This window comes from Pseudomonas sp. (genome assembly GCF_049300855.1).
In the GTDB taxonomy this organism is placed as follows: domain Bacteria; phylum Pseudomonadota; class Gammaproteobacteria; order Pseudomonadales; family Pseudomonadaceae; genus Aquipseudomonas.
This window is the reverse complement of the sequence record NZ_JBAQKH010000042.1, coordinates 25767-51699: the sequence shown is the minus strand read 5'-3', so window position 1 is coordinate 51699 and position 25933 is coordinate 25767. Positions and strand designations below refer to the sequence as shown.

Genomic DNA, 25933 nt, shown 5'->3' with positions numbered 1-25933 from the left:
ACCTCGCGGGCAAGCCCGCCCCCACAGGATTCGGCGTTGTGAATACGATTTTTGACTCACATCGATCCCTGTGGGAGCGGGCTTGCCCGCGATGGCATTTGCTCAGGCGCTACATCATTGCCCGGTAAACCAGCGGAAATACGGATTCCCGCCATCCCACCGCATCACCTCGCGCATATCCCGCCCCCACGCATCCCGATCGCCGTCATAGGCATGCAGACTCGCCCGATAAAACTGCATCAGGCGCTGGCGGTGCGTTTCCACCCGCTCCATCAAGCCGGCATCGGCATTTACCAGCGCAGGCGCCTGATACAGGTCCAGCAGCGCCGGCAGCACGCGGGTGATCTCCTTGCTGCGCACCCATGGCGCGTACTCGATGCGTGGTTGATCGTCGGTCACCGCCGGCGCATCGGCGGCAAAGCGTTCAAGCCCGGCGCGATCCGTCACCCAGGTCGCGAGCAGAGCGGCGGCGGAGCCGATGCCGACATCCTGCAAGGTGCTGCGTACGCTGTCCTGCTGGAAACGCGCGGTGATTTTTGCCGCGTCCAGTGGCATCGGCTGCATTGAACCGACCAGCAACATTTCGTGGAATTCGCTGGTCCACAGCGAGGCATACGGAAACACATCCAGGAAACTGCGCACCAGCGAACGTGAATCGTCGATGTTCTGCGTCGGCAACGGTAGCCATTGCGCGACGATGCCCTGTTGCTCCAGACGGCTGGCCGCCAACTGATAGAAATCGCGCGAATACAGATTGACCACGCCGGCCGCAGAGGGCGGCGGCGGTTCGAGGGTGATCAGGTCGTAGGTTTGCGCGCTGCGCAACAGTTCCTGACGGCCATCGCGCAGACGCACGTCAACCCCCGGGTCGCTGGCGGCGTTGAAGTTGCCCTTGAACAGCGGCGCGGCTTTGACCACCGCCGGCAACAACTCGGCCACGACTCGATGTTCCAGTCCCGGGTAGCGCAGCATGGCGCCGGCAGTGATGCCGGTGCCGAAACCGATCACCAGCGTCGAGCGTGGCTCGCCGTTGTGGATCAGCAGCGGCAGCAGCGCCTGAATGCGCATGTAACGCAGTGAGGGCATGGCATCACCGGTGTTCGACACGCCTTGAATATACAAACGGTGAAAGGTGTTTTCGCCGCGACCTTGCGCCACCACCGCCACCGTGCCACCGCGACCTTCTTCGTAGAAGGCGAGCGTGCCGTTGCGTGCGCCGGGCAACAGGCTGGCGAGTTTGTCGACCGGAGTGAATACGGCCAGAACAACCGACAACAGCCCAAGGGCAACCACGGCCTGACGCCGGCCTTTCTTCACGTGATGACCTTTGCGCACCGCACAGTAGCCGATAGCGGCGGCAATGACCGCCAGCAGGCCCAGTGTGCGCACCAGCCCCAACAGCGGAATCAACACAAACCCGCAGAGCATCACCCCGATAATCCCGCCGAGGGTGTTGAACGCCACGACTGCGCCGACATCGCGGCCGACCCGCTCATGCCCGACACTCAGCCGCAAAGCCAGCGGAAACGCCGCACCGAGCAACAGCGTCGGTATGAACACAATGCTCAACGCTGCGACCGCGAAGCGCGCGCTCATGCCGGCCAGCTCACTGGCGCCCAGACTCAACAGCCACATTTCCGCCTGGCTCTGAGCGATCACCAGCCAGCGCCCGAGCAGGGCGATTTCGAGCAGGGCAATCAGGCCGGCGCCGGCAATCAGCAGGCCAAACACGCCCCACGGATCACGAATGCGCTCGACCCGACGCGCAAGCAGGGCGCTGCCGATAAACAACCCGGTCAGATACGTCGCCAGCACCACGGCAAACGCGTAGGTGCGTGTGCTCATGAACTGCACGATCGATTGCGACCAGACCACTTCATAACCGAGCGCCACGCCACCGGCGATGGAATACAGCCACAACGCGGTGCGATCCGGGGCTTTTTCCGCGTGGTGTTTGATGGTGGTGGTCAGGGGCGCCGGATGCTGCCGGGCCAGCCATAACGCACCGATGGCTGCCAGCAGATTGAGCATCGCCGCGAACAACGCGCTGCCACGCACACCGAGGCTGGCGATCAATACGAAGGCGGCGAGCAGGGTGCCGATAATCGCGCCCAAGGTGTTGGCCGCATACAACTGACCGCCGGCCTTGCCCGGGTCAGATGCCAACGCACGCACCAGCACCGGCAGCGTGCCGCCCATCAGCACCGCCGGGGCGCCGACCAACACGAACGGCAATAGCCACGCGAGTACGCCGACGTGCCCTTGCAACCAGGCGAACGGGCTTGCCGCCAGGCTCATGGCCACCGTCGCGCCGACGCCGAGAATTGCCACCAGCACTTCCAGCCCGGCATACAGCAGAACCGGTTGCTGCAAACGATCCGCCCAGCGACCAAACAGCCAGCCACCGATCGCCAGCCCGGCGAAAAATGCGCTGATGCCAGTGGTTATCGCGTACACCTCGACCCCGACCACCAGCGACAGTTGCTTGATCCACAACACTTGATAAACCAGCGCGGCGGCGCCGGAGATGCACAGGAGCAGGGCGGGGGCGAGCAAGGCTGGGGAGGTGGTTTGCGGTACGGGTATGGCCGATGGCTTGCTGGCGATACGTGAGGACATGCGAAGGCCTTAATTCAAGAGTCACTGTGACTGTGCTGGCCCCTTCGCGAGCAGGCTCGCTCCCACACTGGACCTGTGGCCACCACAAATCCCCTGTGGGAGCGAGCCTGCTCGCGAATGGAGCCAACACGGTCCCAAGTCAAAAAGAGGGCCGCCCGCCGGTGAGGGCGGGCGGCAGTCTTGCGGTTTTACTGGGCTTTTTTCATTTTCTCTTCGATGCGGCGGTCCACGTCCTCACGGATCTGGTCGATGCTGAAGCTCGCCGGACGCTGGCTTGGTGGGTAGTCGACGAAGGTCTGCAGGAACTTCGCAGCCCTGCGGGTACCGTCGAAAATCAGATAGTCGTTTTTCGTCAGCCAGTCATAGTATTGGTCAGACACGATGTCAGCCCGTTCGTACGGGTCCATGCGCAGGTTGAACATTTTCGGTACACGCAGGCACACGAACGGTTCGCTCCACACTTCCAGACCACCGGGAGCACGCTGCTCACAGAAGACCAGTTTCCAATCGTTGAAACGCATGCTGACCAGCACACCGTCATCGTTGAAATAGTAGAACTCGTCACGCGCGCTCTTGTCGGTTTTGCCCGTCAGGTAATCCAGCTGGTTGTAACCGTCCAGATGCACCTTGAAGTTCTTGCCGCCGACGTCGGCGCCTTTGAGCAGGCGATCCTTGATATCGGTGTCGCCGACCGCCGCCAACAGCGTCGGGAACCAGTCAAGACCCGAGAACAGCTGCGTCGAAACTTCACCCGCCTTGACTTTACCCGGCCAGCGAATCATCGCAGGCACTCGATACGCACCCTCCCAGTTGGAGTTTTTCTCGTTGCGGAACGGTGTGGTTGCCGCATCCGGCCACGACCATTGGTTAGGGCCGTTGTCGGTGGTGTAAACCACGATGGTGTTGTCGGTCAGTTTGAGGTCATCGAGCGTTTTGAGCAGTTTGCCGACGTCGCCATCGTGCTCGATCATGCCATCGGCATACTCGTTGCCGACCATACCGCTCTGGCCTTGCATCGATTCGCGCACGTGAGTGAACGCGTGCATGCGAGTGGTGTTCATCCAGACGAAGAACGGTTTGTTCGCCTTCGATTGCTTCTCGATGAACGCCTGAGCGGCGGCAGTGGTTTCGTCGTCGATGGTCTCCATGCGTTTTTTGGTCAACGCGCCGGTGTCCTCGATCTTGCCATCGGCAAAACTGTGGATCACGCCACGCGGAGAGGCTGCCTTGACGAACTCGGCATCATTCTTGGGCCAGTACGGACGCTCCGGTTCTTCTTCGGCATTGAGGTGATAGAGGTTGCCGAAGAACTCGTCGAAACCATGATTGGTCGGCAGGTATTCATCTTTATCACCGAGGTGGTTTTTACCGAATTGGCCCGTTGCGTAACCTTGGGCTTTCAATGCTTGGGCGATGGTTATATCGCGGGGCTGCAAGCCGACTGGCACGCCAGGCATGCCCACTTTCGAAAGGCCGGTACGCAGCGGCGTCTGACCGGTGATGAACGACGATCGTCCAGCCGTACAGCTGTTCTCCGCGTAATAGTCGGTGAACATCATGCCTTCTTTGGCGATGCGGTCGATGTTCGGGGTCTTGTAGCCCACCACACCCATCGAATAGGCACTGATGTTGGTCTGGCCGATGTCATCGCCGAAGATCACGAGAATGTTGGGTTTTTCAGCCGCTGTGGCAGTTGCCGACAGCGCCATGACCGAAGTCGCCACCAAGGCGAGTTTCGGAAGCCACTTGCGTATGCGAGTCATATGACTAGCTCCTTTGCGCGGGGGTCGTTTATTGCGACTAACGTTTATTGCAGTCCTGCAGCACGCTTTCTTATTGCACCTGCTCGGTTGCCGGTGACTCGAACGGGTAGATCCGACGCCATTCGGACGCCATGTCGACCACGATCCAGCCACGGGAACTTGCTTCGTCGAGCGCCTTGTCGAGGCGCCCGATATCGGATTTTCGGTCATACGCCCACTCGCGCTTGGCGTCGGTGTGGTGCACCAGGCCCATGAGGCGTTTGCCAGAACCGGCGGCGGTCCACTGGAGCATTTGCAGGTCACCGTCGGAGTTGCCGAACGCCAGAATCGGCCGCCGGCCAATGACCGCATCGATGCTTTCCGGTTTGCCCGGGCCATCGTCGTTGTGCGCCAGTTTCGGCGTGCGCACGATCGAGGCCTTGCCGTCCTTGAACTGGAACGATGTGATGAAGGTGGTACCGATCACCTGCTCCGGCGGGATGCCGTAGACTTTTTCGGCGAAGGCGCGCATGAACGCGGTGTCACCGCCGGAAACGATGTAGGTCTTGAAGTCCTGGCTGCGCAGGTAGTCGAGCATTTCCAGCATCGGCTGGAAGATCATCTCGGTGTACGGCTTGCCGGTTTTCGGGTGACGGGCCTGGCTGAGCCAGGTCTTGGCGTAGTCGTCGAAGGCTTCGGTGGTCATGCCGGTGTGGGTCGCCCCGACGATTTTCAGCAGGCCTTCCATGCCGGACGCGGCCAAGGCTTTGTGATCGTTTTCCAGCACGGCTTTGAACGGCTGGGTGGTTTTCCATTCCGGGTGCTGCGGCGCGGTGCGTTTGACCTCGTCGAAGGCGAACAACAGTTCGAAGTAGGCCGGTTGCTCGCTCCACAAGGTGCCGTCGTTGTCGAACACGGCGATGCGCTCGGCGGGTTTGACGAAGTCCTTGCTGCTCTGGTCGGTGACCGCCTGTACGAACTCGATGATGCTTTTTTTCGCCGGCCCCTCGTTCCACGAAGGCAGCGGTTCGCTGGCATGCGCAAGTAATGGCAAAGCGAGCGCAAACAACAAAGCCAGGCTGAAGCGTTGGCGGTGCTGCGGCGGGTTCGTCATGGGAAATCCTTCTCGTGAACGGGGTTGAGCGGGCGCAGGGCCGAGGCCGGTTTTGCGTGCTGCTGTTCGGCCTGACTGTGAAGCGTAGTCAACGATTGGCGCAGTTGAACAAGTGTTTGCCCGGCGGCAGGTTCGCGGCCGTAAAGCCCGCGCAACAGGCCTTGCAGGCGCGGCCCGGCATCGACCAGTTTCAGCCCGAGGCGACTGCGCCGCAGCCACAGGTACAAGGCGCTCAATTGCGCCGGTGAGGCGGTCAATTGCGGCTCGATTTGTTGCCAGGCGAAGTCCGCCGATTGCACCCAGGCCAACTGCCGCGCGTGTCGGCGAGCCAGCCATTGGTGGTGGGCACGGGTGACGGCGGGGCGCAGTAGATAAACGCAGACGACGAGAGCAACCAGCGCCGTCAGCCACAACAGCCAGCGCGTGGAGAAGTGCAAGCGATGCTGGCCGAGTTGCTTGAGGTCCTCGCTGATCGAAAACACCGGTTTGTAGGCGCTGTTGGCTGTCGCCGTAAACGTCACGGCTGGAACTTGCGCGGTGCGCGTCTGGCGACTGGTCGAGTCCCACCATTTCACGTCGATGGCCGGCAACGTGTGTGAGCCGCTGCTGTCGACGCGATAACTGACCGTGTCGATGCGCTGGCCGCCGAGGATATCGCCGCGACCGTCATCGAGGCGGGTGACCTGCGGGGTGTTGATGTAGCGACTGAGCCCGGCGACCTCGGCGAACGCTGGAACCGGCAGGGCCATGGCCAGCGCACCGTCGGCTTGCAGGGTCAGTTGGCGGGCGACGGTGTCGCCGACTTTCAGCGGCGTGGCCGAGTGAGTCACGGTTTGGCTGAAGCGTAATCCGCTGGCCACCAGCGGTGTTTCGTTGGCGCTGAACCCCGGTGGCTGGGCGGCGCTGAAGTGCAGCGGTTGGCTTTGAGCGCTGATCTGCGTCGTCGCCTGTCCGGGAGTGGCACGCACGGTCAGCGCTGGAATATCGAACGTGCGCGCAACGTTCGGGGTGATCAGGTAGCTGTAGCGCAGACCGCTGAACGCTTGACCGTCGAGGGTTTGATTGAGGTGCTGGGCCTGACCGTCGGGCGGCATCACCAGCGCGCCGTCGAGTTTCAAGTCGGGCAGGGTGGCGGCGCTGGTGAACCAGGTGTCGGTGAGGACGTCGACTTGCAGTTCGACGAGGCCGCCAACCATGGCGCCTTCGGCGGGTTGCAGGTGGGCCTGGACTTTGAGTTGGGGGTCGGCGGCAAAGGCCTGAAGTGTGAACAGGCCACTGGCTAGACCTATCAGCAGAGCTGTGGTGATCCGGCGGGCCCCTTCGCGAGCAAGCTCGCTCCCACAGGGGGGCTGCGGTGTACACAAGTCCACTGTGGGAGCGAGCTTGCTCGCGAAGGCGGCAGGAGGGTTTGGAAGCTTCATGGCTTGGCCCCTACCTGATCCTGCAAGCTGAACTTCTGCTTGAGAAATTTCGCCGGCGAGGTGGTCAGGTTCTGCAGCCACAAAGCATCGGACGCAGCCTGCTCGGTCTCAACCTTTTTGCTCTGGCCCTTGCCCGGCGCCTTGTCGAATTTCACCTCATCGGGTTTGGTCGCCGGGGCGTTTTTCTCGGCGCTTTCGGTGTCCTTGAGCAGCGCTTGCGCCAGCGCCAGATTGGCCGTGGCTTCGGGGAACTGCGGTTGCAGCTTCAAGGCCTGCGTATACGCGGCGATGGCTTCATCGAACTTGAAGCGGCGCACGTAAATATTGCCCAGATAGAAATACGCCTGTGGCGTGTCCAGCCGCGCAAACGTTGCCAGCGCAAGGTCGTAATCGGCTGCGTGATACGCCGCGACGCCTTTCCAGTACGGGTCGACAAACAGCGCGGCGGCCTGCGGCAAATGCTCATGTTCGAACGCCCAGCGCCCTTGCTGGTCGCGCGTGAAAAACGCATCGGTCAGGGCGTTGGCCTGCGCTGGTGCTGCTGGCCAGCTCAAGCCAATCGCCAGAGCCAGCGCGGGCATCCAGTTGACGCTCCAGCCCTTGCGCACATTGCACAGCGCCAACAGCAACAACGGCCAGCACAGCCAGTAACCGGCATCTTTCCAGTGCAACTCGCGCTGCTCGGCGCTGGCACTCTGAAAATGCCGCTGCGCGTGCAACTCGATCCAGTCCAGATCATCGTCATTGACGGTCAGGCTACCCAGTGGCGCATCGAGAGCGGAGGCCAGTTGCTTGATCGCCGCCTGATCGAAACGGCCCAGCGCCGGACGGCCATTGGCATCGGTGCGCGGTTGGCCGTTGGCGTCGTGAATGATGCCGCCGTCCTCACTGCCAACGGCCAATACCAGCACTTGCAATGGACTGTCGCCCACACGCTTGTCGAGGCCGTCGAGTTCTGCGGTGTCAGCGCCGTCAGTGATCAGCAGCAGGCTGCCGGGTGTTTTTTCGGCATTGAGCAAGCGTTTCGCCTGATCGATCACCGCGCCGACGTCTTTGCCCGGTTTATCGATCAACCCGCTGCCCAAGGCTTGAATGAAGGTGTCGAGCAACGCCGGATCATCGGTCGGCGGCAACACTAGATGGGCGCTGCCGGCGTAGGCAATCAATGCGGTGCGCGCGCCGGCGCGGCGCTGAATCAGGTCGTGCAGTTTGTGTTTCGCCGCTTCCAGTCGACTCGGCTGCACATCGCTCGCGTCCATCGATGGCGATAGATCCACGGCGACAATCAGCGGCGCACGATTTTCAAGGAAGTCCGGTCGATCCTGTTCCCAGGTCGGCCCGGCGGCGGCGACGGCGCCGAGGATCAACAGTGCGCACAGCAGGTGCACCGGGCGCAGGCGCTGATGGTCTTGAGGGGTGATGAGTAAATGCGGCAACAAGTGCTCGGCGATATTGCCGCGCAGGCGTCCTTGCAGGTCGCGACCACGCCGCCAGAGCAGCGGCAGCACGGCACCGAACAGTGCGAGCAGCAGCCATAGGGGGCGCAGGAAATGGAAGTCACTGAGGTTGATCTCCATTTCAGGCCTCCTGCCGCTGACGGGCAAACGCCAGACGCACACGCAGCAACGCGCCGAGGTGATACAGCCCCAACAGCGCAACCGCCGCGCCCAGTGGCCAGTAAAACAACTCGCGTTGTGGTTGATGGCTGAGGGTTTTCACCTGGTGCGGGGTGAGGCGATCAAGGGTGCTGTAGACCTGATCCAGTGCGTTGCGGTCCTCGGCGCGGAAGAACTGGCCGCCGGTGGTTTTGGCGATCTGTTCCAGCGCCGACAAGTTGACCTTGGCCTCACCGGACGCGCTCGGGTCACCGATGCCGATGGTGTGAATGATCACGCCTTTGTTGGCGGCCATTTCAGCGGCGTGATCCGGGGTGATCGCGCTGCTGGTGTCGTTGCCGTCGGTAAGCAGGATCAGCACTTTTTCCTGCTCGTGGGCCTTGTCCAGCAGCTTCAGGCTCAAACCGATCGCGTCACCGATCGCCGTATTGGGGCCGGCCATGCCGATACCGGTGTCGGCCAGCAGCAGCGAGAGGCTGGCGTGATCGAGGGTCAGCGGCGCCTGCGGGTAGGCGCCGGTGCCAAACACGATCAGACCGAGGCGGTCGTCCTTGCGCTTGTCGATAAAGCCCTGCACCACGTCTTTGACGGCAGCGAGGCGGTTGATTTTTGCGCCGCTGGCGTTGGTGAAGTCTTCGGTTTCCATTGACTGCGAGAGGTCGATGGCGAGCATCAGGTCGCGTACCGGTTGTTGCCGTTCGATAGGCTTTTCCACGAAAACCGGGCGTGCGGCGGCCAACAAAATCAGGGCCCATACCAGGAAACTCAGCAGCAGTTGCCAGTGATTGCGGCGGTTGCCGACGATGCCCGGGGCCTCACCGACCGCGCGGCTCATGGCTGCGAAAAACGGCACGCGCACGGCGCTGCGGGCCTCGTTGTAGGCAGGCAGATAGCGGTAAGCCAACCAAGGTAATGGCAGCAGGAGCAACAGCCAGGGGTAATCAAGCTGCCACATGGTGATGCTCCATCCAGTATTGGCAGGTGTCGAACAGCGCCAGGCGTTGTGGCGCAGGGAGGGCGAGCAGGGTGTCGTCGGGGGCGTAGGCGAGTTGTGCGAGTTGTTCGCTGAAATCGGCCGGCAGCGGCTTTTTGCAGTGTCGCTGCAGAAAGCCTTGCCAATCCTCCCTCCCAAGCGCCGCAACCCCCTGTGGGAGCGAGCTTGCTCGCGAAAGCGGTATGTCAGACACCACAGATGTTGAATGTGCCGGCCTCTTCGCGAGCAAGCTCGCTCCCACAGGGGTTGCATTCCATAAGAAAGGTTTGTGTGTTGGCATTGAGAGGGCGACGCGTTTGAGCAGCTCCGGCAACTCGCGCAGAGCATTGAGGTCATCACTGCGGCTGCGCAATTGCGCCAGACGCGCCAGGCCCTCGCGGCGATAAGCATCCCTCCGCCATTGCCAATAACGGCGGATACCGATCAGCAAAGCAGCCAAAACCAGAACGGCGAGCAACACCCACCATCCCCACGTCTGCGGTGCATAGCTGACCGGCTCGGGCAGGCCCAGCTCTTTGAGCTGTTCAATGCTCGGGATATTCGGGTTCATCGCCGTGCTCCGGCGCTTTTACCCAGCTCGGCGCGCAGTTGTGCGTGGGCCTCTTCGGCGGTGCTGAACATCATCAGCGGCACCTGACTGCGGCGCAGCAGGGTCGCAACGTCCTGCAGCCGACCGCTGAGAAAGTCCCCCAACGGCTGGTGCACATTGCGTTTTTCCACCGCCAACTCGACCTGCAACTCGCCCTGAGTGATCAGCAAGCGGCCATTGTTCGGCAGCTTCATGGCCAGCGGGTCATAGACCTGAAAGGCGATCACATCGTTGTGCGCCGACAGCTGCCGCATCAGTTGCAAAGTGCGTTCACCGGCCCCGGCAAAATCGCTGACGATGCAGATCAAATGATCATGTCCGGCCAGGGCGAGACAGCGCTGCAAGACCTTGTCCAGTTGGTCCTCGTCTTCGGCATCGGGGTTGGCAGCGTTCAATGCCTGATTCTGTTCGGCGATGCGACTCAGTAGGGCTTCGACGCGTTTACGGCTGCGCAGCGGGGCGATGCTGTCGATGCGTTGATCGTTGAACACCAGCCCCCCGACCCGATCACCGGCGTTGAACACCATCCATGCGGCCAGCGCCGCGAGTTCCGCGGCGAGGGCAGATTTGAAACTGTGGCGCGAGCCAAAGAACATCGACATGCGCTGATCGACCACGATCAATGCCGGCCGGTCGCGCTCTTCGGTAAAGGTGCGCACCACCGGTTTGCCGGTGCGCAGCGACGCGCGCCAGTCGAGGTGGCGCAAATCATCGCCCGGCTGGTAGCGGCGCAACTCATCGAAATTCAAGCCGCGTCCGCGCAGGCGCGAGGCATGGTTGCCGGCGAGGATGCTGCCCCGGGGCTGTCGCGCCAGAAAACTCAGGTCACGGGCCTTGAACTCCAGCGCCATCAATTGCGCGAGAGAGACGTAGACCCGTCCTTCATCGTTCACGCCGGAATGGCCACTTTGTCGAGAATCCGGTCAAGCACCTGATCGGCACTCACACCATCGGCCACGGCGTCGTAGCTCAATTGCAGACGATGACGCAACACCGGATGCACCACCGCGCGCACGTTGTCTGGCGAGACAAAGTCCTGACCCTGCAACCAGGCATCGGCACGTGCGCACCGGTCCAGACCGATGCCACCACGCGGGCTGGCGCCGATGGCGATCCAGCGCGCGAGGTCTTCGTCGTAATCGGCGGGGTGGCGGGTGGCGTTGATCAGGTCGATCAAATAATTGTCGATGGCCGGCGATACGTGCACGGCGCTGACTTCCTTGCGCGCGGCAAATATGACGTCCTGAGACAGGCTGAAACCCTTGGCTGGCGTGGTGCTCGCACCCTGGGCGAACTCTTCGTTGCGCAACAGACGCAGCACCTGGCTTTCGTTTTCCGCGCTCGGGTAATCGAGCAGGACTTTCATCAGAAAGCGATCCATCTGCGCTTCCGGCAGCGGATAGGTGCCTTCCTGCTCGATCGGGTTTTGCGTGGCCACGACGATGAACAAATCAGGCAAGGCATGACTGTTGCCGGCCACGGTGATCTGCCGTTCTTCCATGGCTTCGAGCAACGCCGCCTGGACCTTGGCCGGGGCGCGGTTGATTTCGTCGGCGAGGATCAAATTGCCGAACAGCGGCCCCGGCTGGAAGCGGATTTCATTCTTGCCTTCGACCTGATGCAGCACCTCGGCACCGGTGATGTCCGAGGGCAGCAGATCCGGGGTGAACTGGATGCGGCTCATCTTCGCGTCGAGGTGTTTGGCCAACGCCTTGACCGTGCGGGTCTTGGCCAGCCCCGGCAGACTTTCCAGCAACAAGTGACCGTTGGCCAACAGGCCGAGGAGGATCTGGCGGATCACCTGATCCTGGCCGAGCACCGCTTCGGCGATGCTGGCTTGCAGGGCGTTGAGGTCGCTGAGCGCAGTCATGGGACAGTCCTTTGTGGCCGATCTAGAAAAATGCCAGGGTCAGGTTGACGCTGAAGCCATTGCCTTCAGGGCGGTTCTTGGTGTCGAACTCCGGTACCCAGCGCGCACTGATGTTGGCTTGGGCATCGGCGAATTTGCCGGTCCAGCCGAGCACCGGGCCGGCACCGACAGCGCGACCGCGATAGCCATTGAAGGTGTCGGCGGTCTGGCCCTTGTCGTCGGTCAGTTGCTGGATATAACCGGCGGCGACACCGGCGTTCCAGCCATTGCCAAAGCCATGGGTCCACAGGGCATCGAGGCGGAAGATGTTGCCGTTGCGGTAATCGGTGATGTCGTTTTCGGTGTAGCGCTCGAAGGCACTCATCAGGCTGAACTCGCCACCCTTGCCATCCAGATGCGTGAAGGCCACCGTCGGCATGAACGTGTAGTTGTTCTGTCCGGGGTTGGCCAGGCGGTCCTTGTTGTAGGCGCCGGTCGGCACGTAGATCGGCAGCGAAAACGAGATGTGATTCAGTTCATCGAAGTGGTAACCGGCGGCAATCGGCGTGATCAAGGCGTCGGCGAATTGCGTGCCGGAATCGCTGTCACCCAAGGTGCGGCCGCGCGGGCCGGTGATGCTCGCCTTGATGTCGGTGTACTGCACCGGCACGCCGATCGCCGAAGCGTAATTCCAGCGACCTTTGCCGGTGTCCCAGACGTGGGTGAAGTTGCCCATGGTGTAGGAGACTTTCATGTCGATCCCGCCACTGACCGCACCGGAAATCGGCGCGCCGGAACTGCCCTTGAGCGAGCCGTCGTACCAGATGCTGGACAGCGACATGACCCAGCCCGGTTCGGGTGGGACGATCCCGGCGTTGGAAAACACCTGTTGCCCGGTGATCGGTCGGCCGACGCCGCCCTCAGCTGCGTAAAGCAGAGGACTGCCGATCATGCACAGCGCCAACAACGGGCGCACAACGTTGGGCTTGATCATCACCATCTCCGCTTATTGTTTTGAATTGATCGGGTTGAGCATCGGCGCCGCAGTGCCGATCCGGTTGAAGGGCGCCTCGACGCCCGTGCGCTTGGCGATGCCGAGGGCTTCTTCAGGGCTGGCGCTGAAACTCTGGGCGCCAACGCCACAGCTGACAAACATGATCATCAGGCAGTAACCGGCGACTTTGAGGGCAGCTTGCATGGCATTTTCCTTATTTGCCGAATGTCACGTTGATGCCGGTGTACACGACGAACTGCGGCAGTCCGTCGCCCTTGCGATCAACCGTCCACTGCGGCTCGACGAAGGCGTTGAGAATGTTGCTGCCGGACTTCCAGGCTTTGCCGACACCGAGGCCGAGCGGGATGTAGTGCGTGTCGTTTTTCAGGTCGAAAGTCCAGGTGCCGGTGGAGCGCAGGTACCAGCCTTTTTCCAGGTTATGGATGATGAACGGCTGCATCGTGGCGCTCTCGACGTGCTGACGATCGTTGTCGCCGGCAAACGAGCTTTGATATTGCACCAGGGCGCCGAGCAAACCGCGCGGCGAGGCGTCGATGGCTACGGTGGCAAGGCCACCTTGCCATTTGCCGGTACCGAGTTCGTCCTGTTCGGCGGTCGGTGCAGTGATCAGCGGGCCGACGCCCAACTGCACGCCTCCGGTTTTCACAATGAAGATATCGAACAGGTTCAGATCGCCGATGCCGGTGCTGTAACCGTGGTGCGGATCGGGGCGGGTGCTGATCGGCAGCGTGGCGCGGACCAGTTGCGGCACGCCGATGAAATCGTTCGGGGCGATCGGCAGGGTGCCGCGCAGCAACACGTCATTGCTGTGCGCATTGCTGTCGTAGAGTCTGGGGGTGTAGTAGTCCTGCAGATTCGCGCCCGGTGCGACGTTCAGCGGGTTGTTGCTCTTGTTGGAGTCCTCGGCGTTATCCGCCCGCGCGCAACACGCAGCCGCCAGCGAACTCGCCAGAAAAAGAGTCTTCCCCACTCGATTGAACATCATCCCCGATTCCCTGGTGGCCTATGGATAACTCGGCACTTGTCAGCCGTTACGGCGTAATCCCTTTCTTATCAAGCCTGTAGGACGCGTCTGGTTGACGCTAGCAGCTAATCGGGAGTTAGCCAGCCGAATGGATTAATTCTTTGGTTTTGTGTACGGGTTCACAGGTGATTGTGTACTAACCGTTCCATTGCTCATGGTGTAGGAGCTGTCGAGGGAAACGAGGCTGCGCCTACCTATGCGTATTTCAATTCGGGATGTTTAAACGTTGTTTGGAATTTGCGGAACGTTCCCACAAGGTTTTCAGGTTGTCCGTCGGACGTCGGGTCTCTAGCCTGTGTTCGTCGCTGCCAAATCAGCGACCGGGACTGGAAACCCCGACGGGTATTAGTGGCGCGTACACGCCTTTCATAACGTATCCTTGCGCACTTCGAATGTGTGCACTCCGTTATGGCGGCTGTGCGCGGGAGACCTTCGGGTCGACCGGGTCGCCGCTGCCCGGGTTTCCAACCTGCGTACAGCTGCCACCTCTTCGTCCGGAAACCGAATGGGGCAGCTCCAATTTTCCAGTGGAGTTACACCATGAAAAAGCCAACACCCAATCCCCCAGAATCAGACGCCGACACCACATCCCCCCTACGCCTCAATCGACAGTAAAAAACTTCACGAAGCCGCCGACCGCGCCCTCGATTACTACCTCAATCCCGCCGCCCGCATCATGTCCAGCGCCAATGAACCGGAACCCATGTACCTCGCCAATCCCAGGTACAACACCGAATCCCTGCTCGCCAACGCCAGCGAAACCCTCGGCTCGGCCAGCGAGATGCTGATCAACTTCGCCGCCTCGCTGGAAACCTCGCAGCGCAAGACCGCACTGGGGATCGCACAAGTTGTCATGCTGGGTGAACTGGCGGTGAATCAAGCGCTGGATCACGTCGAACTCAAGAACTGATCGCTCTTGAATGATCGTTCCCACGCTCTGCGTGGGAATGCAGCCCTTGACGCTCTGCGTCAAATTCGCAAGCTGGAACGCAGAGCGTCCCTTGAGGCATTCCCACGCAGAGCGTGGGAACGATCAAGATCTGCTCTTTGCCCGACTGACCGGTTCTGTAGATGTCGAGTGAAACGAGGCTGTGATCTTTTGACGTTGCTTCTCAAGATCAAAAGATCGTCCGATCGCGGCCCGAACTTCGGCAGCTCCTACATGTGATATCCGGTTCAGCTGTTTTTCTTTGCTTGTTCGCGGATACGCTCTTCCTGTTCCCGCGCTTCGGGGGTGAATTCGGCGCCGAAGTCTTCGGCAGAGAATATCTGGCGGATTTCAATATCAGAATCGCCTGACATTGGGTTAGGGCAGCGCTTGACCCATTCGATAGCTTCTTCTTTGGATTTCACTTCCCAGATCCAGTAACCGGCCACCAGTTCTTTGGTCTCGATGAACGGCCCGTCGATCACCGTGCGTTTGTCCCCGGAGAAACGTACGCGGGCGCCTTTGCTGCTCGGATGCAGGCCATCGCAATCGATCAGGATGCCGGCCTTGACCAGTTCTTCGTTGAAGTTGCCCATCGCGGTGATCAGCTCTTCGCTGGGCATGATGCCGGCTTCCGAATCGGCGCTGGCTTTTACAAGGATCATGAAGCGCATGGCGGGTACTCCGTGGATTGTGGGGATTCACTACTTAGTCGAACGGGCCGGCGGTGAATCGACAGGGGCTCTAAATAAAAGACCAATAACACCGCAGAATCCAATGTGGGAGCGAGCCTGCTCGCGAAGAGGTCGTCACATTCAACATTTATGCTGACTGATCCGGCGCCTTCGCGAGCAGGCTCGCTCCCACATGGGAATTGTGCTGGTTTTGTATACAATTTTTCGCGCAGGCACCCAACAATTTCAAAACAGGGCATAGGTCGTCGGACAATTTCGTGGTTAACTTCGGCCTCTTGCATGCTTTCCAATCAAAACATCAGAAGGACTCAAGTCATGGCTCAAGTCACCCTTAAAGGCAATCCGGTTCAAGTCAACGGCCAGTTGCCACAAGCCGGTTCCAAGGCGCCAGCCTTTTCTCTGGTTGCCGGCAATCTGTCCGACGTCACCCTGAAAGACTTCGCCGGCAAACGCAAAATCCTCAACATCTTCCCAAGCGTCGACACCCCGACCTGCGCGACTTCCGTGCGCAAGTTCAACGCTCAGGCCAACGACATCGCCAACACCGTTGTGCTGTGCATCTCCGCTGACCTGCCATTCGCCCAGGCACGCTTCTGCGGCGCTGAAGGTCTGGAAAACGTACAGAACCTGTCGACCCTGCGCGGTGCCGAGTTCATCGAGAACTACGGCGTGGCCATCGCTGACGGCCCGCTGAAAGGCCTGACCGCTCGCGCCGTCGTGGTTCTGGACGAAAACGACAACGTCCTGCACAGCGAACTGGTCAAGGAAATCGCTGAAGAGCCTAATTACGAAGCGGCACTGTCCGTTCTGAAATAAGCGCATTTACAATTGTTAACGGCCTGGCCCTGTCCAGGCCGTTTTCATTTGTGTATCAGTGTTTTGCCTCACACCTTGAAACGTAAGTTGAAGGTAAATTGCCGGTAAAGCTGCTTTGCTTAATCCCCATCAGTGCTTATCGTTCAGCCTCCCGTAAAAGAAGCCCACGCGCCCAATGGTTAATGACTCCATGCAATCGTCCCCACGCAAATCCCGTCGCTGGCTGATCAGCCTGCTGGTCCTGTTGGTTATCGCCGTCCTGTGCTGGAAATTCTGGCCGGCCGGTTCAGCCCACAAGGAGACCGGTGAGAAGGCTGCAGCCGGGCATGCCGGGCGTTCGGGGATGATGCGGCCGGGCTTCGGCGGTGGCACCGGGCCGATTCCGGTGCGCGTGGCGCCGGCGGTTACCGGCGACTTCCCGCTGTATTACAAGGCGCTGGGCACCGTGACCGCGCTCAACACCATCAATGTGCGCAGCCGGGTGGGCGGCGAACTGGTCAAGATCAATTTCGAAGAAGGGCAAATGGTCAAGGCCGGCGACCTGCTGGCAGAGATCGATCCGCGCCCGTACCAGAACGCTTTGCTGCAGGCCGAAGGCACCTTGCTGCAGAATCAGGCGCAACTGAAGAACGCTCAGGTTGATGTCGAGCGTTATCGCGGTCTGTTCAAAGAGGACAGCATCGCCAAACAGACGCTGGACACCGCCGAAGCGCTGGTCGGTCAGTATCTGGGCACGGTCAAGACCAATCAGGCGGCGGTCAACGACGCCAAGCTCAATCTCGAATTCACCAAGATCCGCGCGCCGATTGCCGGCCGCGTCGGTCTGCGTCAGGTCGATGTCGGCAACCTCGTTACCGCCAACGACACCACGTTCCTCGCCGTGATCACCCAGACCCAACCGATCAGCGTCGCTTTCACGCTGCCTGAAAACAGCCTCGAAACCGTACTCGCGCGCTATCGCAGCGGCGCCAGGCTGCCAGCCGAGGCGTGGGACCGTGGCGACACCAAACTGCAAGCCACCGGTGTTTTGCAAAGCCTCGACAACCAGATCGACGTCGCCACCGGCACCCTGAAGTTCAAGGCCCGCTACGAAAACCGCGATCAGGCGTTGTTCCCCAACCAATTCGTCAATGTGCACTTGCTGGCGGATACGCTGAAAGGCGTGGTGCTGGCCCCGTCGGCGGCCATCCAGTTCGGCAACAACGGCACGTTCGTCTATGCGCTGGAGGGCGACAAGAAAGTCACCATTCGCCAGTTGAAGATTGGTGCCAGTGACGGTGAAAACACCGTGGTCACTGAAGGCCTGGCCGCCGGCGACCGCGTGGTGCTGGAAGGCACTGACCGTCTGAAAGAGGGCAGCGAAGTGGAAGTGGTCAACGACAGCAATCAGGTCCCGACCACGCCGACCGAACACCTGCAAGGCAAGTCCGCCGCCAACCCGACTGACGCTGCTGTCACCGATAAGGCCAAGAAGGGCGCATGAACATTTCGCGGCTGTTCATCCTCCGTCCGGTAGCCACCACCCTGAGCATGCTGGCCATTGTCCTGGCCGGCCTGATCGCTTATCGCTTGCTGCCGGTGTCGGCACTGCCGCAGGTCGATTACCCGACCATTCGCGTCATGACCCTGTATCCCGGCGCCAGCCCGGACGTGATGACCAGTGCCGTGACGGCGCCGCTCGAGCGTCAATTCGGACAAATGCCGGGCCTGATACAGATGGCCTCGACCAGCTCCGGCGGTGCTTCGGTACTGACCTTGCGTTTCAGCCTCGACATCAACATGGACGTCGCCGAACAACAGGTGCAGGCCGCGATCAACGCCGCGACCAATCTGCTGCCAACCGATTTGCCCGCACCGCCGGTGTACAACAAGGTCAACCCGGCAGACACCCCGGTGCTGACTCTGGCGATTACCTCGAAAACCATGCTGCTGCCCAAGCTCAATGACCTGGTCGATACGCGCATGGCGCAGAAAATCGCCCAGATCAGCGGTGTCGGCATGGTCAGCATTGCCGGCGGTCAGCGTCAGGCCGTGCGCATCAAGGTCAACCCGGAAGCGCTGGCCGCGAACAGCCTGAACCTGTCGGACGTGCGTACTTTGATCAGCGCCTCCAACGTCAACCAGCCGAAGGGTAACTTCGACGGCCCGACGCGGGTATCGATGCTCGACGCCAACGACCAACTGACCTCGCCCAAGGATTACGCCAACCTGATCCTCGCCTACAAAAACGGCGCGCCGCTGCGGCTCAAGGACGTTGCGGAAATCGTCGATGGCGCCGAGAACGAGCGCCTCGCCGCGTGGGCCAACCAGAATCAGGCGGTATTGCTCAATATCCAGCGTCAGCCGGGTGCCAACGTCATCGAAGTGGTCGACCGCATCAAGGCATTGCTGCCGAGCATTACCGACAACCTGCCGGCCGGTCTCGACGTGACGGTGCTGACCGACCGCACGCAAACCATCCGCGCCTCGGTCACCGACGTGCAACACGAATTGCTCATCGCCATCGCTCTGGTGGTGATGGTCACGTTCCTGTTCCTGCGCCGCGCCAGTGCGACGATCATTCCGTCGGTGGCCGTGCCGTTGTCGCTGATTGGCACCTTTGGCGTGATGTATCTGGCCGGGTTTTCGGTGAACAACCTGACCCTGATGGCGCTGACCATTGCCACCGGTTTTGTGGTCGACGATGCCATCGTCATGCTCGAGAACATTGCGCGCTTCATCGAAGAGGGCGACAGCCCGATGCAAGCGGCGCTCAAGGGCGCCAAGCAGATTGGCTTCACCCTGATTTCCCTGACCCTGTCGCTGATCGCGGTGTTGATCCCGCTGCTGTTCATGGCCGATGTGGTCGGGCGGTTGTTCCGCGAATTCGCCATCACTTTGGCCGTGGCGATCCTGATTTCGCTGGTGGTCTCGCTGACCCTGACGCCGATGATGTGCGCGCGTCTGCTCAAGCGTGAACCGGAAGAGCACGAACAGGGCCGCTTCTACCGCGCCAGCGGTGCTGTCATCGACTGGATGATTGCCGCTTACGGGCGCAAGTTGCAGTGGGTGCTCAAGCATCAGCCGCTGACCCTGCTGGTGGCCATCGGCACCCTGGCTCTCACCGTGTTTCTTTATATGGTGGTGCCGAAAGGCTTCTTCCCGGTGCAGGACACCGGGGTCATTCAGGGCATTTCCGAGGCGCCGCAGTCGATTTCCTTTGCGGCAATGGGCGAGCGTCAACAGGAACTGGCGAAAATCATTCTCCAGGACCCAGCGGTGCAGAGCCTGTCGTCCTACATCGGTGTCGACGGTGACAACGCCACGCTCAACAGCGGCCGCTTGCTGATCAATCTCAAGCCCCACAACGATCGTGATCTGAGCGCCACTGAAGTGATTGCGCGCTTGCAACCGCAACTGGACAAACTAGTCGGCATTCGTCTGTTCATGCAGCCGGTGCAGGACCTGACCATTGAAGACCGGGTCAGCCGTACGCAGTACCAGTTCAGCATGTCCTCGCCGGACTCCGAACTGCTCAGCCAGTGGAGCGGCCGTCTGGTCGAAGCACTGGCGCAGCGACCGGAGCTGACCGACGTCGCCAGTGATTTGCAGGACAAGGGTTTGCAGGTCTATCTGGTGATCGACCGCGATGCCGCTTCCCGCCTTGGCGTCTCGGTGGCGAACATCACCGATGCGCTGTACGACGCCTTCGGCCAGCGGCAGATTTCGACCATTTACACCCAGGCCAGTCAGTACCGCGTGGTGTTGCAGGCGCAGGCTGGGGAGAAGATCGGCCCGCAGGCGCTGGACCAGATCCACGTCAAGACCACCGACGGTGCGCAGGTACGCCTGTCGAGTCTGGCCCACGTCGAAGAACGTCAGGCGCAACTGGCGATTACCCACATCGGCCAGTTCCCGGCAGTAATGATGTCGTTCAACCTCGCGCCCGGTGTGGCGCTGGGGCATGCGGTCGACATCATTGAACAGGTGCAGAAGGACATCGGCATGCCGGTCGGCGTGCAGACTCAGTTCCAGGGTGCGGCCGAAGCGTTCCAGGCATCGCTGTCGAGTACCTTGCTGCTGATTCTGGCGGCCGTGGTGACCATGTACATCGTGCTCGGCGTGTTGTACGAAAGTTACATTCACCCGATCACCATTCTCTCGACCTTGCCGTCGGCGGCGGTCGGCGCCTTGCTGGCGTTGCTGCTCAGCGGCAATGACCTGGGCATGATCGCGATCATCGGTATCATTCTGCTGATCGGTATCGTCAAGAAGAACGCGATCATGATGATCGACTTCGCCCTCGATGCCGAACGCAATCAAGGCATGGCCCCGGAGGAAGCGATCTATCAAGCCGCGCTGCTGCGCTTCCGGCCAATCCTGATGACCACGTTGGCGGCGCTTTTCGGTGCGGTGCCGTTGATGCTCGCCACCGGCTCCGGGGCGGAATTGCGTCAACCGCTGGGTCTGGTGATGGTCGGTGGTCTGCTGGTGAGTCAGGTGCTGACGCTGTTCACCACGCCGGTGATCTACCTGTATTTCGACCGCCTCGGGCGACGCTTTGGCAAGACCAATGCTGACACTGAAGAGGTGTCGGTATGACTTTGCATCACCACAAAACCTGTGGGAGCGAGCTTGCTCGCGAAAGCGGTCAGTCAGTTACTGACTCTGTTGGATGTGCCGGCCTCTTCGCGAGCAAGCTCGCTCCCACAGGGTTGGGCGGTGGAGCAGGGGACTGCGGTCAATGAACCTCTCCGGTCCTTTCATCAAGCGTCCGGTCGCGACGATGCTGCTGAGCCTGGCGATCATGCTGCTTGGCGGTGTCAGCTTCGGTCTGCTGCCGGTGGCGCCGCTGCCACAAATGGATTTTCCGGTGATCGTTGTGCAGGCCAGTCTGCCCGGTGCGAGTCCCGAGGTCATGGCGTCCACCGTGGCCACACCACTGGAACGCTCATTCGGCGCCATCGCCGGCGTCAACACCATGAGCAGTCGTTCCAGTCAGGGCTCGACCCGGGTCATTCTGCAATTTGACCTCGACCGCGACATCAACGGCGCGGCGCGGGAAGTGCAGGCGGCGATCAACGCCTCGCGCAACCTGTTGCCGAGCGGGATGCGCAGCATGCCGACCTACAAGAAGGTCAACCCGTCGCAAGCACCGATCATGGTGCTGTCACTGACCTCGGACGTGCTGGAAAAAGGCCAGCTCTACGATCTGGCCTCGACCATTCTTTCGCAGAGCCTGTCGCAGGTGCAGGGCGTCGGTGAAGTGCAGATCGGCGGCAGCTCGCTGCCGGCGGTGCGCATCGAGCTCGAACCGCAGGCGCTGAACCAGTACGGCGTGGCGCTCGACGATGTGCGCAAGACCATCGCTGATGCCAACGTGCGCCGGCCCAAGGGTTCGGTCGAGGATGGTCAGCGTCTGTGGCAGATCCAGGCCAACGACCAGCTGGAAAAAGCCAAGGACTACGAGTCACTGATCATCCACTACGCCGACGGCGCGGCGCTGCGCCTCAAGGATGTGGCCAAGGTCAGCGACGGCGTCGAAGACCGCTACAACAGTGGTTTCTTCAACGACGACGCGGCGGTGCTCCTGGTGATCAACCGCCAGGCCGGCGCCAACATCATCGAGACGGTCAACGAGATCAAAGCGCAACTGCCTGCCCTGCAAGCCGTGCTGCCGGCCAGCGTGAAGCTGAACCTGGCCATGGACCGCTCGCCGGTGATCAAGGCCACGCTGCACGAAGCCGAGATGACTTTGCTGATTGCCGTGGCGCTGGTGATTCTGGTGGTGTTCCTGTTCCTCGGTAATTTCCGCGCCTCGCTGATTCCGACATTGGCGGTGCCGGTGTCGCTGGTCGGCACGTTTGCGGTGATGTACCTCTACGGCTTCTCACTAAACAACCTGTCGCTGATGGCGCTGATCCTCGCCACCGGTCTGGTGGTGGACGACGCCATCGTGGTGCTGGAGAACATTTCCCGGCACATCGACGAAGGCGTCAAACCGATGCAGGCCGCGTACCTTGGGGCCAAGGAAGTCGGTTTTACCTTGCTGTCGATGAACGTCTCGCTGGTGGCGGTGTTCCTGTCGATTCTGTTCATGGGCGGGATTGTCGAAAGCCTGTTCCGCGAGTTCTCTATCACGTTGGCCGCGGCTATTGTCGTGTCGCTGGTGGTTTCCCTGACACTGACGCCGATGCTCTGCGCCCGTTGGCTGAAACCGCACACGCCGGGGCAGGAAAACCGTCTGCAACGCTGGAGCCGCCGCACCAACGACTGGATGGTCGGCAAATACGCCACCAGCCTCGACTGGGTGCTGCGCCACCGCCGCCTGACCTTGCTCAGCCTGCTGATCACCGTCGGCGTCAACGTTGCGCTGTACGTGGTGGTGCCGAAAACTTTCATGCCGCAACAGGACACCGGCCAGTTGATCGGTTTCGTGCGCGGCGACGACGGCCTGTCGTTCAGCGTGATGCAACCGAAAATGGAAATTTTCCGCCGTGCCGTGCTCAAGGACGAAGCGGTGGAAAGCGTTGCCGGGTTCATCGGCGGCACCAACGGCACCAATAACGCCTTCATGCTGGTACGTCTGAAGCCGATCAAGGAGCGCCAGCTCAACGCGCAGAAAGTCATCGAACGCCTGCGCAAGGAAATGCCCAAGGTCCCTGGTGCGCAACTGATGCTGATGGCGGATCAGGACCTGCAGTTCGGCGGCGGTCGTGAGCAGACCACCTCGCAATACAGCTACATCCTGCAGAGCGGTGATCTGGCTTCGCTGCGCGAGTGGTATCCGAAAGTCGTCAGCGCGTTGCGGGCGCTGCCTGAACTCACGGCGATCGACGCCCGTGAAGGGCGCGGTGCGCAACAGGTAACGCTGATTGTCGACCGCGATCAGGCCAAACGCCTCGGTGTCGACATGAACATGGTCACCGCGGTGCTGAACAACGCCTACAGCCAGCGGCAGATTTCGACGATCTACGACAGCCTCAACCAGTACCAGGTGGTGATGGAGGTCAATCCGAAATACGCCCAGGACCCGGTGACGCTCAAGCAAGTGCAGGTGATTACCGCCGATGGCGCGCGGGTGCCGTTGTCGACCTTTGCCCATTACGAAAACAGCCTGGAAGACGACCGCGTCAGCCACGAAGGCCAGTTCGCCTCCGAAGACATTTCCTTCGACATGGCCGAAGGCGTGACGGTGGAGCAGGGCAGCGCCGCGATCGAGCGGGCGATTGCCAAGCTCGGCCTGCCGGAAGACGTCATCGCGAAAATGGCCGGTACTGCCGACGCCTTTGCCGCGACGCAGAAGAGCCAGCCGTTCATGATTCTCGGCGCGCTGCTGGCGGTGTATCTGGTGCTTGGCGTGCTGTATGAAAGCTACGTCCATCCGCTGACGATTCTGTCGACGCTGCCGTCAGCCGGTGTCGGTGCGTTGCTGTCGATCTATGCCTTGGGGGGCGAGTTCAGCCTGATCTCGTTGCTCGGGCTGTTCCTGTTGATTGGCGTGGTGAAGAAAAACGCCATTCTGATGATCGACCTGGCGCTGCAACTGGAACGCCATCAGGGCCTGTCCCCGCTGGAATCGATCCGCAGTGCTTGCCTGCAGCGGTTGCGGCCGATTCTGATGACCACGCTGGCGGCAATCCTCGGTGCCTTGCCGTTGCTGCTCAGCCGTGCCGAAGGTGCGGAAATGCGCCAGCCGCTCGGTTTGACGATCATCGGCGGGCTGATTTTCAGCCAGGTGCTGACGCTTTACACCACCCCTGTGGTTTACCTCTATCTCGACAAGCTGCGCCATCGTTTCAACAAATGGCGTGGCGTGCGTACTGACGCCGCTCTGGAAACTCCGCTATGACTGACCGTTCGTTTCTCAATCTGGCCACTGCTCGCGGCTCGCGTCTGTTGAGCCTGTCGCTGTGCGTGGCGATGCTCAGTGCCTGCGCCGTCGGCCCGGACTACCAGCGTCCGCAGACCGCTGAAATTGCCCAGTACAAGGAAGCCGAGGGCTGGACCCAGGCCAACCCGAGCGATTCGCTGGCCCGAGGTGCCTGGTGGGAGTTGTACGGCGATCAGCAGCTCAACGGGCTGATCGAGAAACTCAACAGTTTCAACCAGACAGTCGCGCAATCGGAAGCCCAGTTCCGTCAGGCGCAGGCTTTGGTGCGCAGTGCGCGCGGGGCGTTTTACCCCAGTGTTGACCTGAGCCTGGGTAAAACCCGTTCCAGCCAAGGCACCGGCAGCAGCAGTTCGAGTTTGAGCAGTTCCTCCAGCGGCATCCGTGACACCTACAACGCCGAGTTGGGCGTCAGTTGGGAAGCCGATGTCTGGGGCAAGCTGCGCCGTGGACTCGAGGCCGACAAGGCCAGCGCCCAGGCCAGTTTTGCCGATCTGGCGGCGATGCGCCTGAGCCAGCAATCGGAACTGGTGCAGAACTACCTGCAACTGCGGGTGATCGATCAGCAGAAACGCCTGCTCGAAGCGACGGTTGCCGCCTACGAACGTTCGCTGAAAATGACTCAGAACCAGTACCGCGCCGGTGTTTCCGGGCGCGATGCGGTGGCGCAGGCGCAGACCCAACTGAAAAGCACCCAGGCCGATCTGGTCGATCTGATCTGGCAGCGCGCGCAGTTTGAAAACGCCATCGCCGTACTGACCGGGCAGGCACCGGCGGATTTCAACATCGCTGAAACCCAGACCATCCCGAACCTGCCACAGGTGCCGTTGAGCCTGCCGTCGCAGTTGCTTGAGCGACGTCCGGACATCGCTTCGGCAGAACGCTCGGTGATCGCGGCCAACGCCAACATCGGCGTGGCGAAAGCAGCGTATTACCCGGACCTGTCCTTGAGCCTGAGTGGCGGCTACAGCAGCAGTACCTCGCAGAATCTGGTCAGCCTGCCGAACCGCTTCTGGTCGGTCGGGCCGAAACTGTCGTTGCCGATTTTCGATGGCGGCATCCGTTCGGCCGAAGTCGACCGCACTGAAGCGGTCTACGATCAGACCGTGGCCAAGTACCGCCAGACTGTGCTCGACGGTTTCCGCGAAGTGGAAAACTATCTGGTGCAACTGAAGGTGTATGAGGACGAAGCCGCGGTGCGCCAGGAAGCGCTGGATGCCGCCCGGGATTCCCTGCGCCTGACGGAAAACCAGTACAAGGCCGGATTGATTGCCTACATCGATGTGGTGGTGGTGCAAGCGACAGCGTTGAGCAACGAGCGCAATGTGCTGAATATTCTGCAAAGCCGCTTGATCGCCAGCGTGCAATTGATTGCTGCGCTGGGCGGTGGTTGGGACGGACAACTGGATGTCAGCGATAACACCCGCTGAAGGTTGGCTTCACTGATCGTTCCCACGCTCCGCGTGGGAATGCAGCCCGGGACGCTCCGCGTCCCATCCAGAGCCGAACGCAGAGCGTCCGCTGAGGCATTCCCACGCAGAGCGTGGGAACGATCGGGTAAAGCCGTGAACGCCGCGCCAGAGCCTCGTCGGACGATCAAACAAGCGTTTCATCGGGTTGATGGCAATTTGATTACTTTGT

The 25933-nt window shown here is 61.1% G+C and carries 19 protein-coding genes; 6 read left to right on the top strand and 13 right to left on the bottom strand.

The genetic code is table 11. The annotated features are described in order from the left end of the window. Positions 1-114: 114 nt before the first annotated feature. From WA225_RS21535 to WA225_RS21480, 12 genes are all read right to left on the bottom strand, one after another. Positions 115-2619 (bottom strand): fused MFS/spermidine synthase, encoded by a 2505-nt coding sequence (locus WA225_RS21535; RefSeq protein WP_422609508.1) that lies wholly within the window; start codon positions 2617-2619, stop codon positions 115-117. Positions 2620-2807: 188 nt separating this feature from the next. Further along, a complete protein-coding gene (locus WA225_RS21530) occupies positions 2808-4382 on the bottom strand; it encodes an arylsulfatase (protein WP_064391057.1) in 1575 nt (524 codons plus the stop codon). Positions 4383-4452: 70 nt separating this feature from the next. Then, the gene (locus tag WA225_RS21525; protein WP_422609506.1) at positions 4453-5475 is read right to left on the bottom strand and encodes an HAD family hydrolase; all 1023 of its coding nucleotides are present in this window, start codon (positions 5473-5475) and stop codon (positions 4453-4455) included. After that, positions 5472-6896 (bottom strand): hypothetical protein, encoded by a 1425-nt coding sequence (locus WA225_RS21520; protein ID WP_422609505.1) that lies wholly within the window; start codon positions 6894-6896, stop codon positions 5472-5474. The genes WA225_RS21525 and WA225_RS21520 overlap by 4 nt, the downstream gene beginning before the upstream one ends. Next, positions 6893-8473, bottom strand: a complete 1581-nt coding sequence (locus tag WA225_RS21515; protein WP_422609504.1) for a VWA domain-containing protein — start codon at positions 8471-8473, stop codon at positions 6893-6895. The genes WA225_RS21520 and WA225_RS21515 overlap by 4 nt, the downstream gene beginning before the upstream one ends. 1 nt (position 8474) lies before the next feature. Further along, entirely contained in the window at positions 8475-9467 is a 993-nt protein-coding gene (locus WA225_RS21510; RefSeq protein WP_422609503.1) for a vWA domain-containing protein, read from the bottom strand. Further along, on the bottom strand, positions 9454-10056 hold the full coding sequence (locus WA225_RS21505; protein WP_422609502.1) for a DUF4381 domain-containing protein: 603 nt from the start codon (positions 10054-10056) through the stop codon (positions 9454-9456). The genes WA225_RS21510 and WA225_RS21505 overlap by 14 nt, the downstream gene beginning before the upstream one ends. Next, complete coding sequence (locus WA225_RS21500; protein WP_422609501.1) at positions 10053-10988, bottom strand: DUF58 domain-containing protein; 936 nt, start codon at positions 10986-10988, stop codon at positions 10053-10055. The genes WA225_RS21505 and WA225_RS21500 overlap by 4 nt, the downstream gene beginning before the upstream one ends. Then, positions 10985-11965, bottom strand: a complete 981-nt coding sequence (locus WA225_RS21495; protein ID WP_422609499.1) for an AAA family ATPase — start codon at positions 11963-11965, stop codon at positions 10985-10987. The genes WA225_RS21500 and WA225_RS21495 overlap by 4 nt, the downstream gene beginning before the upstream one ends. 22 nt (positions 11966-11987) lie before the next feature. Beyond that, entirely contained in the window at positions 11988-12938 is a 951-nt protein-coding gene (locus WA225_RS21490) for a SphA family protein (RefSeq protein WP_422609498.1), read from the bottom strand. Between the two features lie 12 nt (positions 12939-12950). Beyond that, positions 12951-13142 carry a hypothetical protein gene (locus WA225_RS21485; RefSeq protein WP_422609497.1) on the bottom strand — a complete coding sequence of 64 codons (192 nt, stop codon included), beginning with the start codon at positions 13140-13142 and terminating at the stop codon, positions 12951-12953. Positions 13143-13152: 10 nt separating this feature from the next. Next, complete coding sequence (locus WA225_RS21480) at positions 13153-13941, bottom strand: hypothetical protein (protein ID WP_422609805.1); 789 nt, start codon at positions 13939-13941, stop codon at positions 13153-13155. A gap of 745 nt (positions 13942-14686) precedes the next feature. Between WA225_RS21480 and WA225_RS21475 the strand changes: the two genes are divergently transcribed. Next, positions 14687-14893 carry a DUF6124 family protein gene (locus WA225_RS21475; protein ID WP_422609496.1) on the top strand — a complete coding sequence of 69 codons (207 nt, stop codon included), beginning with the start codon at positions 14687-14689 and terminating at the stop codon, positions 14891-14893. A 266-nt stretch (positions 14894-15159) separates the two neighbouring features. Here the strand turns inward: WA225_RS21475 and WA225_RS21470 are convergent, their stop codons facing one another. Continuing rightward, a complete protein-coding gene (locus WA225_RS21470; protein WP_422609495.1) occupies positions 15160-15585 on the bottom strand; it encodes a YciI family protein in 426 nt (141 codons plus the stop codon). Between the two features lie 336 nt (positions 15586-15921). Between WA225_RS21470 and tpx the strand changes: the two genes are divergently transcribed. The 5 genes from tpx (at position 15922) to WA225_RS21445 (ending at position 25722) form a co-directional block, all read left to right on the top strand. Then, complete coding sequence (gene tpx, locus WA225_RS21465; RefSeq protein ID WP_093432986.1) at positions 15922-16422, top strand: thiol peroxidase; 501 nt, start codon at positions 15922-15924, stop codon at positions 16420-16422. A 175-nt stretch (positions 16423-16597) separates the two neighbouring features. Beyond that, entirely contained in the window at positions 16598-17905 is a 1308-nt protein-coding gene (locus WA225_RS21460; RefSeq protein WP_422609494.1) for an MdtA/MuxA family multidrug efflux RND transporter periplasmic adaptor subunit, read from the top strand. Next, positions 17902-21003, top strand: coding sequence for an MdtB/MuxB family multidrug efflux RND transporter permease subunit (locus tag WA225_RS21455; protein ID WP_422609493.1), 3102 nt, complete (start codon positions 17902-17904; stop codon positions 21001-21003). Before WA225_RS21460 ends, WA225_RS21455 begins: the two co-directional genes overlap by 4 nt. A gap of 142 nt (positions 21004-21145) precedes the next feature. After that, positions 21146-24253: an efflux RND transporter permease subunit gene (locus tag WA225_RS21450; RefSeq protein ID WP_422609492.1), complete on the top strand. Its 3108-nt coding sequence runs from the start codon at positions 21146-21148 to the stop codon at positions 24251-24253. Next, the gene (locus WA225_RS21445) at positions 24250-25722 is read left to right on the top strand and encodes an efflux transporter outer membrane subunit (protein WP_422609491.1); all 1473 of its coding nucleotides are present in this window, start codon (positions 24250-24252) and stop codon (positions 25720-25722) included. The genes WA225_RS21450 and WA225_RS21445 overlap by 4 nt, the downstream gene beginning before the upstream one ends. The last annotated feature ends 211 nt before the right edge of the window (positions 25723-25933 follow it).